The organism is Kitasatospora sp. NPDC058032 (genome assembly GCF_042885845.1).
Taxonomy (GTDB): Bacteria; Actinomycetota; Actinomycetes; order Streptomycetales; family Streptomycetaceae; genus Kitasatospora.
On sequence record NZ_JBHVRK010000011.1, the window covers coordinates 167,324 to 181,062 of the forward strand.

General features: G+C 73.4%; 12 protein-coding genes. 6 read left to right on the plus strand and 6 right to left on the minus strand.

Translation table 11 applies throughout. The annotated features are described in order from the left end of the window. Nucleotide 1: 1 nt before the first annotated feature. The 5 genes from ACFVUH_RS19795 to ACFVUH_RS19815 all read left to right on the plus strand — a co-directional run bounded on the left by ACFVUH_RS19795 (nt 2) and on the right by ACFVUH_RS19815 (nt 5,110). The gene (locus tag ACFVUH_RS19795) at nt 2-1,000 is read left to right on the plus strand and encodes a sugar ABC transporter permease (protein ID WP_355368389.1); all 999 of its coding nucleotides are present in this window, start codon (nt 2-4) and stop codon (nt 998-1,000) included. Nucleotides 1,001-1,015: 15 nt separating this feature from the next. Further along, entirely contained in the window at nt 1,016-1,939 is a 924-nt protein-coding gene (locus ACFVUH_RS19800; RefSeq protein ID WP_355368392.1) for a carbohydrate ABC transporter permease, read from the plus strand. Then, nucleotides 1,939-3,234, plus strand: coding sequence for a 6-phospho-beta-glucosidase (locus ACFVUH_RS19805; protein ID WP_387914595.1), 1,296 nt, complete (start codon nt 1,939-1,941; stop codon nt 3,232-3,234). The genes ACFVUH_RS19800 and ACFVUH_RS19805 overlap by 1 nt, the downstream gene beginning before the upstream one ends. Before the next feature lie 150 nt (nt 3,235-3,384). Then, entirely contained in the window at nt 3,385-4,404 is a 1,020-nt protein-coding gene (locus ACFVUH_RS19810) for an N-acetylglucosamine kinase (protein WP_387914597.1), read from the plus strand. A gap of 142 nt (nt 4,405-4,546) precedes the next feature. After that, nucleotides 4,547-5,110, plus strand: coding sequence for a hypothetical protein (locus ACFVUH_RS19815; protein WP_387914599.1), 564 nt, complete (start codon nt 4,547-4,549; stop codon nt 5,108-5,110). Between the two features lie 79 nt (nt 5,111-5,189). Here ACFVUH_RS19815 and ACFVUH_RS19820 read toward each other — a convergent pair whose 3' ends face one another. The 5 genes from ACFVUH_RS19820 to ACFVUH_RS19840 form a co-directional block, all read right to left on the minus strand. Next, on the minus strand, nt 5,190-7,241 hold the full coding sequence (locus ACFVUH_RS19820) for a glycoside hydrolase domain-containing protein (protein ID WP_387914601.1): 2,052 nt from the start codon (nt 7,239-7,241) through the stop codon (nt 5,190-5,192). Between the two features lie 268 nt (nt 7,242-7,509). Next, nucleotides 7,510-8,070, minus strand: a complete 561-nt coding sequence (locus ACFVUH_RS19825; RefSeq protein ID WP_387914603.1) for a DUF4291 domain-containing protein — start codon at nt 8,068-8,070, stop codon at nt 7,510-7,512. 159 nt (nt 8,071-8,229) lie between these two features. Continuing rightward, complete coding sequence (locus ACFVUH_RS19830) at nt 8,230-9,426, minus strand: family 1 glycosylhydrolase (protein ID WP_355368407.1); 1,197 nt, start codon at nt 9,424-9,426, stop codon at nt 8,230-8,232. Continuing rightward, nucleotides 9,423-11,207, minus strand: coding sequence for a glycoside hydrolase family 3 protein (locus ACFVUH_RS19835; RefSeq protein WP_387914604.1), 1,785 nt, complete (start codon nt 11,205-11,207; stop codon nt 9,423-9,425). Before ACFVUH_RS19835 ends, ACFVUH_RS19830 begins: the two co-directional genes overlap by 4 nt. After that, nucleotides 11,204-11,962, minus strand: coding sequence for a tyrosine-protein phosphatase (locus ACFVUH_RS19840; RefSeq protein ID WP_355368413.1), 759 nt, complete (start codon nt 11,960-11,962; stop codon nt 11,204-11,206). The genes ACFVUH_RS19835 and ACFVUH_RS19840 overlap by 4 nt, the downstream gene beginning before the upstream one ends. Before the next feature lie 182 nt (nt 11,963-12,144). Here ACFVUH_RS19840 and ACFVUH_RS19845 point away from each other — a divergent pair, with 182 nt between their 5' ends. After that, a complete protein-coding gene (locus tag ACFVUH_RS19845) occupies nt 12,145-12,942 on the plus strand; it encodes a GntR family transcriptional regulator (protein ID WP_387914605.1) in 798 nt (265 codons plus the stop codon). Nucleotides 12,943-12,946: 4 nt separating this feature from the next. Here the strand turns inward: ACFVUH_RS19845 and ACFVUH_RS19850 are convergent, their stop codons facing one another. Continuing rightward, on the minus strand, nt 12,947-13,609 hold the full coding sequence (locus ACFVUH_RS19850; protein WP_387914606.1) for a TetR family transcriptional regulator: 663 nt from the start codon (nt 13,607-13,609) through the stop codon (nt 12,947-12,949). Nucleotides 13,610-13,739: the final 130 nt, after the last annotated feature.

The window sequence follows — 13,739 nt, forward strand, 5'->3', positions numbered from 1 at the left end:
CATGTCACTCGCGTCCGCCACCCGCAAGGGGGCCGGAGCGACCGCCCCGGCGGCGCCTCCCGTGCAGCAGCAGCTGCGCCGGAAGCGCCGCCGGGCGGCGGCCCGCAACCTGGCCTTCCTCTCCCCCTGGCTGATCGGCTTCAGCGTCTTCTTCCTGTACCCGCTGATCTCGACCATCTACTTCTCGTTCACCAAGTACAACGGCTTCGGCTCGCCCGTCTTCAGCGGTCTGAAGAACTGGGACTACGTCTTCAACGACCTCCCGGCGTTCTGGCAGGGCCTGCGCAACACCCTGTGGCTGGTGGTCATCATGGTGAGCCTGCGGGTGGCGTTCGGCCTCGGCATCGGACTGCTGATCACCAAGATCAAGAGCGGCGTGGGCTTCTTCCGCACCGCCTTCTACCTGCCCTACCTGGCCCCGCCGGTGGCCGCCACGGTCGCCTTCGCCTTCCTGCTCAACCCCGGCACCGGCCCGGTCAACCACTTCCTCGGCGAGATCGGGCTGCCGCAGCCCGGCTGGTTCGCCGACCCGGACTGGTCCAAGCCCGCGCTCACCCTGCTCGCCATGTGGGGCGTCGGCGACCTGATGGTCATCTTCATGGCGTCCCTGCTGGACGTCCCGCGGGAGCAGTACGAGGCCGCCGAACTCGACGGCGCCGGCCCGTTCCAGCGGTTCCGGTACGTCACCCTGCCGAACATCTCGCCGATCATCATGTTCGCGGTGGTCACCGGGGTCATCCAGACCATGCAGTACTACACGCAGGCGATCGTCGCCGCGAAGGTCGCCGGCGGCAACGCGGGCAACTCCGGCCAGCAGTTCGAGCCCGGCTACCCGTCCGGCTCCACCTGGACCCTGCCGCAGATGGTCTACAACCTCGGCTTCCAGCGCTTCAACTACGGTGCGGCGTGCGTCGTCGCCCTGGTGCTGTTCGTCATCTCGATGGCCGTCACCTCGGTGCTGCTGCGCCGCCGGTCCGGCTTCATGGCCAACGACGACTAGCGGGGACACGAAACCATGACTCTCAGCTCGACCCTCCCCGCCGAGGCGCCCGGCAGGCGGACCGGCCGGGGCCCCTCGCGCGGCCCGGCCACCACCGCCGCCCGCACCGCCCGCCGCCGCGCCCTGCTCAACTGGGTGGCCGTGCACTCGCTGGCCGTCGCCGCCGGCCTGTTCTTCCTGCTGCCGTTCGTCTTCGCCTTCCTGACCTCGGTGATGTCGGACAGCCAGGCGCTCACCACCGACTACTGGCCCACCTCCTGGAACTGGGGCAACTACGGCAAGGTCTGGAACACCCCCGGCTTCCTCACCTGGTGGCGCAACACCCTGCTGTACGCGGGCCTCGGCACCGTGCTGACCATCGTCTCCAGCCTGCCGGTCGCCTACGCGCTCGCCAAGTTCCGCTTCCGCGGCCGCAACCTGGCCCTGATGGCGGTCATCGCGATGATGATGCTGCCGCCGCAGGTCACCATCATCCCGATGTACCTGTTCTGGGCCAAGCAGCTGGGCCTGGGCGGCTCGCTCTGGCCGCTGATCATCCCGATGGCCTTCGGTGACGCCTTCTCGATCTTCCTGCTGCGGCAGTTCCTGATGACCATCCCCAAGGAGTACATCGAGGCGGCCCGGATCGACGGCTGCGGCGACCTGCGCACCCTGCTGCGGGTGGTGCTGCCGATGGCCAAGCCGGCCATCGCGGCCGTCGCGCTGTTCCAGTTCTTCTACTGCTGGAACGACTACTTCGGCCCGCAGATCTACGCCAGCAACAACCACGACGCCTGGACCCTCTCCTACGGCCTGGAGTCCTTCAAGGGCGCCCACCACACCAACTGGAACCTCACCATGGCCGCCACCCTCCTGGTGATGGCCCCGGTGATCGTCCTCTTCTTCTTCGCACAGAAGGCCTTCATCGAAGGCGTGACACTGACAGGGGTCAAGGGCTGATGTCCGCACTCAAGCTGGCCATCGTTGGCGGCGGTTCGACGTACACCCCGGAGCTGATCGACGGCTTCGCCCGGCTGCGCGACACGCTGCCGATCGCCGAGCTCGTCCTGATCGACCCGGCCGCCGAGCGGCTGGAGCTGATCGGCGGGCTGGCCCGGCGGATCTTCGCCAAGCAGGGCCACGGCGCGGTCGTCACCACCACCACCGACGTCGCGGCGGGCGTCGCCGACGCCGACGCGGTGCTGCTGCAGCTGCGGGTCGGCGGGCAGGCGGCCCGCAACCAGGACGAGACCTGGCCGCTGGAGTGCGGCTGCGTCGGCCAGGAGACCACCGGCGCCGGCGGCCTCGCCAAGGCGCTGCGCACCGTGCCGGTGGTGCTCGACATCGCCGAGACGGTCCGGCGCGCCAACCCCGACGCCTGGATCGTCGACTTCACCAACCCGGTCGGCATCGTCACCCGGGCCCTGCAGAGCGCCGGCCACAAGGCCGTCGGCCTGTGCAACGTCGCCATCGGCTTCCAGCGGCGCTTCGCCAAGCACCTGGGCGTCGACCCGGAGCTGATCCGGCTCGACCACGTCGGCCTCAACCACCTCACCTGGGAGCGCGGGGTCACCCTGCTCGACGCCCCCGGCGCGGCCGGCGGCCGCGAGGTGCTGCCCGAGCTGCTCTCCGGCTTCGGCAAGGAGATCGCCGAGGACCTGCACCTGCCGCAGCCGGTGATCGAGCGGCTCGGCGTCGTGCCCTCCTACTACCTGCGGTACTTCTACCAGCACGACCTGGTGGTGGAGGAGCTGAGGTCCAAGGGCTCGCGGGCCGCCGAGGTCGCCGAGATCGAGCGGCGGCTGCTGGAGATGTACGCCGACCCGGCACTCGACACCAAGCCGGAGCTGCTCGCCGAGCGGGGCGGCGCGTTCTACTCCGAGGCGGCGGTGCAGCTGATCGCGGCGCTGCTCGGCACCGGCGGCGGCACCTCCGTGCAGGTGGTCAACACCCGCAACGACGGCGTGCTGCCCTTCCTTCCGGACGACGCCGTGATCGAGGTGCCGGCCGAGGTCGACGCGGCGGGCGTGCGCCCGCTGCCGCAGCGCCCGCTGGAGCCGCTGTACGCCGGCCTGGTCGCCGCCGTCACCGCGTACGAGCACCTCGCCCTGGACGCCGCCCTGCGCGGCGGGCGCGACCGGGTCTTCGACGCCCTGCTCGCCCACCCGCTGGTCGGCCAGATCGAACTCGCCGACCAGCTGACGGACCGGCTGCTCGCCCACAACCGCGAGCACCTCGCATGGGCGCGTGCCTGACGGACACGCCCCGGGCCTGAGCCGCCCGACCCCCGGTCCCCGGCCCGCGCTCCGTGGGGGAGTGCGGGCCGGATCGCAGGCGGAGCCACGCCACCCCCGGCCGGGAAAGACCCCCGGCCGGGCCACGTACGACGAGCCGCGGGAACCCCAATGACCCACCAGCCCGAACCGCACCTGCCCGGCGTCCTCGCCATCGACGCCGGCAACTCCAAGACCGACGTCGCCCTCATCGGCACCGACGGCTCCGTCCTCGGCTCCGCCCGGGGCGGCGGCTTCCACCCAGCGACCGTCGGCGCCGCCGTCGCCGTCGCCGGCCTCGCCCCGCTGGTCGAGGAGGCCGCCGCGGCCGCCGGGGTCACCGACTGGACCGGCCCACTGACCGGCCACGTCAGCGCCTGTCTCGCCAACGCCGACCTGCCGGTCGAGGAGGAGGCGCTGCGCGTCGCCGTGGAGAGCCACCCCTGGGGCGCCGGCAACACCGTCCTCAACGACACCTTCGGCCTGCTGCGGGCCGGCACCGACGGCCCGCGCGGCGTCGCGGTCGTCTGCGGCGCCGGCATCAACTGCGTCGGGCTGCTGCCCGACGGCCGCACCGCCCGCTTCCCGGCCCTCGGCAAGCTCACCGGCGACTGGGGCGGCGGCTGGGGCCTGGCCGGCGCCAGCATGTGGCACGCCGTGCGGGCGGAGGACGGGCGCGGCGGGCCGACCGGCCTGGCCGCCGCCATCGCCGAGCACTTCGGCCTGCCCACCACCGGTGCCGTCGCCGAGGCCGTCCACCTCGGGCACCTGCCGTCCGTCCGGCTGCACGAGGTGGTCCGGGTGCTGTTCGCCGTCGCCGGGACCGGGGACGCCACGGCCCTGTCGCTGATAGACCGGCAGGCCGACGAGATCACCCGGCTCGCCGTCGTCGCCCTGCGGCGGCTGGAGCTGCTGGACACGCCCACCCCGCTGGTGCTCGGCGGCGGGGTGCTCGCCTCCCGCCAGCCGCTGCTGCTCGACAACCTGACGGCCCGGCTGACGGCCGCGGCGCCGCTCGCCGAGCCGCGGATCGTGGTCGCCCCGCCGGTCCTCGGCGCGGCGCTGCTCGGGCTCGACCATCTGGGGGCCGGGCCGGAGGCCCAGGAGCGGGTCCGCCGGGCCTACGACCCGACGCACCCGGTCGCGGCGTAGCACCCGCCCGACCGCCCCGCCCCCGCTTCCGTCCCCGCCGGGCCCGCACGCCCGACGGGGACGGTCGTGTCCGGAACCGGTCACTCGGATTCCGCGTCCAGGTGGATGTCTCGTCCGGCCCTGTTCCTGGGAGACTCACCCCATGACCGCGCCCCGTCGCCTCCTCTTCGCCGTGCTGCTCTGTTGCACCGTCACCACCGGGCTTGCCGCCTGCACCCCGATCGACGAGGACCCGACGCTCGCGATGGCCTCGGACGACATCGGGGACCCGGTGGACGCCGAGGACCTGGACGACCCCGCGGACCTCGCGGCCCCCGGCGACGACGAGGAGGACACGCTCGCGGCCACCCCGGACTTCTTCGCCCCCGCCACCCTCTCCCCCGCCCCCTGCACCACCCACGCCGGCCGCCGGGTCGTCCAGGTCCTCGCGGTCGCCGACGGCCGGCTGACCGTCCGGCCCTCCTGTCCGCCCGGCGCCGCCGTGGTCACCCACGCCCTCGCGGCCCATGCCACCGCCACCCTCGTCGACCTCCCGCACGACGAGCCCGCCAAGGAGGTCCAGCTGCCGGTCCTGCTCGACCACCTGGACAGCTGCCTCACCGGCGGCGAGCCCGAACTCCCGTACGCCTGCTACGGGAACGACTACGACCTGACGCTGGACGCGCGCGGCCGGATCACCCGGATCCGGGAGCTGCCGACCCCGTGAAACGCCGGACCGGACCCCCGCCGCCGTGCGGTGGGAGCCCGGTCCGTGGTTGTCCGCCCGGGACTGCGGCGGCCCGGGACTACAGCAGCTCGGAGACCTGCCAGAACCCGTTGTCGGGCCACATGGCGTAGCCGCTCTGGGTGTTGAGCGTGCCGTTGCCGTTGCCGGTCCACAGCAGCAGCGTGCCGTCGGACAGCTTGCCCGCGATGTCGGTGCGGCCGTCGTTGTTGAAGTCGCCCGCCACCAGCTCGTGGACCTGGCCGAAGCCCTTGTCCGGCCACATCGCGTAGCCGCTGTAGGTGTTCAGCCGGCCGGAGCCGTTGCCGGTCCACAGCAGCAGCGTGCCGTCGGACAGCTTGCCCGCGACGTCCGTCCAGCCGTCACCGTTGAAGTCGCCCGCGACCAGGTCGTGGACGTTCTTGAAGCCGGTGTCCGGCCACATGGCGTAGCCGCTGCTGGTGTTGAGCGTGCCGTTGCCGTTGCCCGTCCAGAGCATCAGGGTGCCGTCCGCGGCCTTGCCGACGAGGTCGATCCTGCCGTCGCCGTTGAAATCGCCGGCCAGCAGGTCGTGGACGTCCTTGAAGCCGGTGCCCGGCCACATCGCGTAGCCGCTCTGGGTGTTGAGCGTGCCGTTGCCGTTGCCGGTCCACAGCAGCAGGGAGCCGTCGGACAGCTTGCCCGCGACGTCCGTGCGGCCGTCGCCGTTGAAGTCGGCCGCGACCATCTCGCTGACCTGGCCGAAGCCGGTGCCCGGCCACATCGCGTAGCCGCTGTTGGTGTTGAGCGTGCCGTTGCCGTTGCCGGTCCACAGCAGCAGGGAACCGTCGGACAGCTTGCCCGCGATGTCCTCGTTCCCGTCACCGTTGAAGTCCACCCGCACCCGGGCGCCCGGGCCCGGCGGCGGGGAGACGGCCACGTCGAGGAAGTCCTGGTCGATCTTCAGCGTGTACCCGGCGTAGGTCTCCTGGACGTCGCCGCGGTACTGGCGGACGCGCTCGTGGTTCACCCACACGTTGTCCGGTATGTACGGGTCGCTGGTGGTCTCCTTGCCGTTCCAGTTGGCGCAGAACAGCACGTCCGGGATGGCGTAGCCGCTGCCCAGGTTCTTGACGATGTCGTTGATGCCGCTGGCGCCGCTGCTGTAGACACCCGACTTGTAGCCGCGCTCGTGCAGCCGGTTGGTCCACGCGGAGAGGAAGCCCAGGACCGTGGTGGTGTACTGCGGGGTGCTGTACGCCTCCATGTCGTAGTAGAGGACACTGCCCGGGCTGAGCCCGAGCGCGGCCGCCTTCGCGATGGCGTTGTCCGCCTCGGTGACGCCGTCGGCCGGGCCGGTGATCCGCGAAGCCTGCCGGCCGACGAAGATCGGCAGGAAGCGCCAGCCGTCGGCGGTCTGCTTCTGCATCCACTCGGGGGTGAGGTTCGGCTGCTGGCAGTACATGGCGCTGCCGCCGATGTAGATGCCGATCGCGCCGTACGGCGAGCTCGTCTTCCAGGCCTGCATGAGGTCGGAACTCGGCGCGGCGCAGGCGTCGAAACCGCGGCCGGTGAAGTTGGTGACCTCGGGCGGCAGGGCGACGGGCGCGGCCGCGGCCTGCGGGGCGGCGGCCACGCCCGGCGTCGCGGCGGGCGCCTGGCCGGCCACGGACTTCGGGCTGCGGGCGGCCGTCGACGCGGTGGTCGGCAGGCCCGCGGAGGCGATGATGCCCCGGACCAGCCGCTCGTCGAGGTCGTAGGTGGCGGTGACCCGCAGGCCCGGGGCGGTGGCGGTGAGCTGGTGGTCCACCGGGTCGGCCGTGAAGCCCGCGGCGGTGCCGGCGGCGGCGGGCTCGACGAGCAGCGCCTCGGTGCGGCCCACGGCGCCGGGCGGACAGCTCGCGCCGTCGCCCGGGGTGCCGAGGTAGACCACGTGGCGGTTGAAGCCGACGCAGGTCGTCGGGTCGGCGGCGAGGTCGACCACCGGCCAGTCGGCGGGGACGGTGAACCGGTGCCCCAGGTACGTGACCGGCTTGCTGCCGGACGATGCGGTCGGTGCCGGGGCGGGCGCCGCGACGGCGGTCCCCACGGTGATCGCTCCGAGCGCGAGGCAGCTGCCCGCGGTCAGGAGTATGCGTCGAATACTGATCGTCATCATCCTTTGTGTTCGGCAGGTTTGAGCGTCTCACGTCGCACTGTGGACGAACCGCACATGCTAGCGGCCCGTCCTGACGAACAGCCGTCGCCACGAGCACTTGACCTCAACCGGGGTTGAGGTCGTCTGATGGAGGTCCGGTCGGGACCACGCGGTCGATGCCCGATCCGCGGCGTGGGCCCCGACCGGCCCCGGACCGGGGCCGTCTCCCGATTCCAGTGATCGTGCCGGGGAGGCGGCCCCGCCTCTCGCCGGGCCCGGGGCTTCGTCACGCCCGGGCCAGATGGGCGAGGGACGGCGGCAACGGGTACGGGCGCTCCGGCGGCAGCAGGCGCTGGGCCTGGGCGGTGCGGCCCTGCTGGACCAGCTCGGCGATCCGCCGCACCTGCGGGGTGAGGTCGGTGATCCCGGTGATCCACTCCTCGGCGAAGGTCCGGATCAGGGTGCGGCCCACGCCCACCTGGATGCTGTAGTGGTTGAGCGCCGCGCCGCGCAGGGAGCGCTCCGGGTCCCACTGGACGTGCACCTCGGCGCGGGCGAGCAACGCGGGGTCGCCGGTGGTCAGGACCGCCCGGCCGAGCGCCTCCTCCCAGCCGGCCCGGGTGATCCGGACGGCGAGCACGCGCTCCTGCCCGGGCTTGCGGGCCCAGTTGCTGCGGTGCATCAGCCAGCGGAACGAGGGCTTGATCCAGGTCATCCGCCCGAAGGAGAACGGCGGGACGAACCGTCCGGCGGCGAGCGCCGCGTCGGCCACGGCGGGGGCGTACGCCTGGTAGACGACGAGGGTGGAGGCGTCGTGGTCGGCCCGGATCCCGTACAGCTGCTCCATGGGAGCGGACTCTGCCAGCCCGCCACCGTGGGCGCGACCGGTTTTTGACGCGGGAACAGAACGCGGGAACAGAACGCGGAAGCAGGACGCGAAGCAACGGAAAGCGGGGAGCAGGACGTCGGACCGGCCGACGTCCTGCTCCCCGCGGGCGGCTGCGGCTCAGCCCAGCCGGCCCTCCCGGGCGAGGGCGCCGAGCCAGTGCGCGGAGGGCTTCGGGCTGCGCTCGAAGGTCCGCGGGTCGACCGCCACCAGGCCGAAGGTCGGCCGGTAGGAACCCCACTCGTAGTTGTCCAGCAGGCTCCAGTGCAGGTAGCCGCGCACGTCGACGCCGTCGCGCAGGGCGTCGGCGAGGCCGGCCAGCGCCTCCGTGGTGTAGGCGATCCGCTCGGTGTCGTCGGCGGTCGCGATGCCGTTCTCGGTCACCAGCAGCGGCACGTCCGGACCGACCAGTGCGGCCATGCCCCGGACCGTCTCACCGAGCGCCTGCGGGTAGTACTCCCAGCCCTTGATCGTGGTGCGGACGCCCTCGGCGACCGGGACCGGGCCGTCGACGCCGACCGGGGTGCGGGTGTAGGCCTGCACGCCGAGCCAGTCGTCGCCGCGGGCGGCCTCGACGAACACGCCCTCCCGCCGCCGGGAGACGGCCGCGGCGGTGGCCTCGGCACCGGGCTCCACGGGGTAGAGGCCGAGGCCGCCGACCGTCCAGCCGACCAGCAGCCGGGAGTCGGCCTCGCGCAGCGCCGCGGCCGCGGCGCGGTGGGCCCGCACCAGCGCCTCGGTGATGTCCTCGCCGGGGTCGACCCGGTCGAGGTCCACCCCGGCCGGGCCCTCGGCGAGCATCCCCATCAGGGTGTGCATCCGGGCGAGCACGTTCGGCTCGTTGATGGTGGCCACGTACCGGACGCCGTCGAGCACCTCGGCGGCGGCGGTGGCGGCGTACCGCGCGAACAGCTCGGCGGCGTCCGGGGCGAGCCAGCCGCCCGCCTCGGCGAACCACTGCGGCAGGGTGAAGTGGTGGAGCGTCACCACCGGGGTGAGGCCGCGGGCCAGCGCGCCCTCCACCATCGCCCGGTAGTGGGCCAGCGCGGCCCACGAGTAGCGGCCGCGCGCCGGCTCGATGCGGGCCCACTCGATGCTGAACCGGTAGGCGTTGAAGCCGAGCCCGGCGAGCAGGTCCATGTCCTCGGGCCAGCGGTGGAAGCTGTCCGCGGCGTCGCCGCTGGGCTCGGGCAGGAAGCCGCCGGGGCGCTGTTCGAGGGCCCACCAGTCGCTGGTGGTGTTGTTGCCCTCGATCTGGTGGGCGGCGGTGGAGGCGCCGAACAGGAAGCCCTCCGGCAGCGCTCCGCCGCCGGTCACCGGGTCACCTCGCGCGGGGCGGTCGGGTGGCCGGCGACGAAGAGCGGGTCCTTCGTATCGAAGGGCACGTCCTCGCGGGAGGCCTCGACGGCGGCGTCCGAGCGCGGCAGGTCGAACGGCAGCGAGCCGGTCATCGGGGCGCGGCCGAACACCGCGTCCAGCACGACCTCGTCGGCGGCGCCGAACTCGCCGACCAGCAGGGCCGCGTGCGGCGCCAGCGGGGTCAGCACGGCGGGGCGCTCCAGCAGCGCGACGACGGCGGTGGGGACCGTACCGGCCAGCGCGACGATCCTGGCGGCCTCGGCGGGCTCGAACTCCAGGGTGCCGGTGTGGAAGTGCTGCTCCAGCAGCCCCTCGCGCCGCTCGTACGGCGTGGCCAGGCGGACGACGGCGACGTCGGCGTCCTCGGGGCGCTCGACGACCGTCCCGTAGCGGGCCGCCACCCCGGCGTCCACGCCCTCGACGTAGATCCGCTCGCCGGTCAGCGGCTGTCCGGCGAGGCGGACCAGCGAGGCGGCCTGGACCTTGCGGCCGAGCGCGCGCCCGGCCGGGGCGCCGACCAGCGCGACGGCGGCCTCGACGTCCACGTACGGGTCGTCGAACAGGCCGAGCCGGAACTTGTCGCGCAGGATGCGGCGGACGGACTCGTCGAGCCGGGCCTCGGTGACGGCGCCGGAGCGGACCACGCCGAGGATCAGCTCGGGGTCGGTCTCGCCGCCGAGCTGGTCGGCCCCCGCGTGCAGGGTCATCGCGACCTGCTCGGGCACCGACAGCTCCTCGACGCCCCAGTGCCGCGGCGGCAGGCTGACGACGCCGGGGATCTCCATGCCGGTGATGGCGTTGAAGTCGGTGCAGATCACGCCGTCGAAGCCGTACGTGCCGCGCAGCAGGCCGGTGATGACGTCATGGTTGAAGTTGGCGCCGACCTCGGTGAGCCCGGAGCCGGCCGGGATCGCGTAGGCGGGCATGATCTGCGCGGTGCCGGCCTCGAAGGCGGCCTCGAACGGGCGCAGGTGCTGCTCGAAGGCGCCGCCCGGGTAGGCCAGGCTGCGGCCGGCCGCGAAGTGCGAGTCCTCGCCCTTGTGCTGCGGGCCGCCGCCGGGGAAGTGCTTGGTCATGCAGGCGACGCTGTCCGGCCCGATCCGCTCGCCCTGCAGGCCGCGGATGTAGGCGGCGATGATCCGGGAGACCCGCTCGGGGTCCTCGCCGAAGGTGCCGCTGATCCGGGCCCAGCGCGGCTCGGTGGCGAGGTCGGCCATCGGGTGGATGGCGACCCGGATGCCGACGGCGCGCAGCTCGCGGCCGATCAGCGCGGTGTACTCCTCGACCAGCTCCGGGTCGTCGGTGGCGCCGAGGCCGATCGGCTCGGGGCCGACCGAGAAGCCGCCGCCGGCGAAGGCGGTGGCCGGGTTGGTGGTGAAGCCGTGCCGGGGGTCGGAGGCGAGCGTGACCGGGATGCCGAGGCGGCTCGCGGCGGCGAGGTCCTGGACGTGGTTGTTCCACTCGGCCATGCCGCGGGCGTCGGGGACCATCGTCATGCCGAAGGCGGTGAGGCCGCGCTCGGTGATCAGGTGGTCGCCGGCGGGGAAGGGGCCCTGGTTGCCGGCGAGCATCCGGCCGCAGAACATCTGGGCGGCCTTCTCCTCCAGGGTCATCCGGGAGAGGAGGTCCTCGACGCGCTCCTCGACGGGCAGCCGCGGGTCCTCGTAGGGCTCCATGGTGCCGTTGTGGTTGAGGTCGCGGAACGGCGTGCCGTCGGTGTGGTGCAGCAGGGTCCTCATGCCGTCACCTCGGCGGTCTCGACGGCGCCGGTGCCGGCCTTGGCGCGGAAGGCCTCGATGGTCGCGGCGTCCACCCCGCAGTGGGCGAGCAGGCCCTCGGTGCCGCCGTAGCGGGCCCGGACGAGGTCGAGGAAGGCGGCCATCGAGTCGGCCGGGGCCTCCAGCAGCTGGCGCGGGATGGTCAGCGAGCCGGCGTGGTAGTCGTTCAGGGCGTTGCGGTTGCGCTCGGCCAGGCCCTCGAAGATCTGCGGCAGCGCCGCGGTGGTGCGGTGGTAGTCGGCGACGATCTCCTCGGCGGGGACGCCGAGCAGGTCGAGCAGCAGGGCGGTCAGCCAGCCGGTGCGGTCCTTGCCGGCGGCGCAGTGCACCAGCAGGCCGCCGGGGCGGGTGGCGGCCTCGACGGCGAGCTTGACCGCCCCGGGGGCGGACTCGACCATCAGCAGGTAGAAGTGGCCGAGGTCGGCGTCGGTGGTCATCTCCATCATCGCCGCCTCCAGCTTCCGGTCGGTGGGCTGGACGCGGGCGGCGACCACCTCGATGCCGGCGGCCTGGGACTGCGCCCAGTCGGCGTCGTCCGCCTCGGCCCCGCCGCGCAGGTCGATGATCGTGCGCACGCCGGCGGCGTTCAGCTGCTCGACGATCGAGGCGTCGTCGGCCGGGAACGGCTGGGCGGAGCGGTGCAGCACGCCGTGGCGGACCCAGCGGCCCTCGGGGTCGGCGAGGGCGGCGGGGTCACGGAAGTTGACGAGCGTCATGGCGGGGCCTTTCGGTGGTGCGGGCGGGGGTGGGGGGTGATGACTCGGGACGGCGCAGGAAGGTAAGACATCTAGACGTCTAGATGTCTACCCGCAAGTGGGGCGCCGGGCAAGCGACGACGAGGTGAACTTCCGGACAACCGGGGACAGAAGCCGCCACCCGGCTCCGTAGGATCTGGCACGTGGCAACGCACCGGACCGAAACCCCGCTGTACCGCCGGCTCGCCCGGCAGCTCCAGGAGCGCATCGACGCCGGGACGTACCCGGCGGGCTCCCGGCTGCCCAGCGAGCCGGAGCTGAGCGCCGAGTTCGGCGTCAACCGGCTGACCGTCCGACAGGCGGTGGCCGAGCTGGAACGGGCCGCGGTGCTGGAGATCCGCCGGGGCGTGGGGACCTTCGTCCGCCCGCCCGCGGTACGGGTGTCGATCGCGGTCGACCCGCGCAGCCAGCGGTTCGACCTCGGCAGCGTGCACACCGGGCTGCCGCTCGGCACGGACGCGCCCGGGGCGGCGCAGGACGGCGAGTTCGTGGTGGCCGCGCCGCCGGTGACCGGCTCCGCCGAGGACCACGAGGCGGCCCGTCAGCTGGGACGCGCCCCCGAGGAGCTGTCCCGGGTGGACACGGTGATCCGGCTGGGCGGCCGGCCCCGGGTGGTGAGCAGTTACTGGGTGCCGTCCGGGCCGCTGCCGGACGGGCTGGTGCGACCGGGCCGTCCCGGCAACATGGTGCTCGACCTGGCACAGGCGGCCGGGGTGGAGCTGGAGTACGACTGGCGGGCGTTCGGCGCGGTCGGCGCGGACCTCGCCGACGCGGAGCTGCTCGGGGTGCCTCCGGGCACCGCGCTGCTGGTCCGCGAGGGCGTCAGCTGCACGCCGGACGGCGCGCCCGCGCTGTACCTGCGGCGGCGGATCGACGGCAGCAGCGCGCGGTTCGTGCTGCACTACCGCGAGCCGGGCGGCGGGTCGGGGCCGGTGCGGTAGGAGTTCACCGGGCGACTCCCGCCGGGCGCGGCGGCAGGGCCGGCGGCTCCGCCGGGGCCGGCGTGTCGAACTTCGCGAGCAGCAGCCGGAACGCCTCCGCCCACTCCCGCAGCGAGCGCATCTCGTTGCCGTCGAGGACCTGCCGCCGGGTCATGCCCGCCATCAGCGCCGCGAACGCCTGCGGCCGCAGGTCGACCGCCGGGTCGACGCCCAGCCGTTCGGCCGCGATCACCGTCACCCGCTGCGAGATGGCGTCGATCGTGACCAGCGCGAAGTCGTGCACACTGCGGACCTCGATGAACCGGCGCCGCAGCGCCCGGCGCCGCGCGGTGTGCTCGGCCGGCTCCTCCAGCTGCCCGTCGGTGGTGTCGGCGGCGTGCTCGAAGGCGGCCCAGAGCTCCAGCCCGGCAGGGGCGGTGGCGAAGGCGTCCAGGAAGGCGGCGCCGAAGTCCATGCCGAAGAGCAGCGCCTCCTTGCACTCGTAGTACCGGAAGAAGGTGCGGTGGGCGACGTCGGCCCGGCGGCAGATCTGGTCCACCGTGGTGCGCTCGAAGCCCTGCTCCTCGAAGAGGTCGAGCCCCGCCGTGCGGATGGCCTGCCTGGTCCGCGTCCGCTTGCGGTCGCGCAGCCCGGGCTCCGCCACGGTGTCCGTCCCCTGCCCCTGCATCCTGCTCGCTCCTCGTCAACTGCTGTGCCGCACGCGGCCGTAGTCGTACGGAATCACGCCCGGCGTGGCCCGCTCAAGCCGAGCGCCAAGTCGTCGTCATTTCGTCATGCGAAGTTTGCACAAGTGCCAA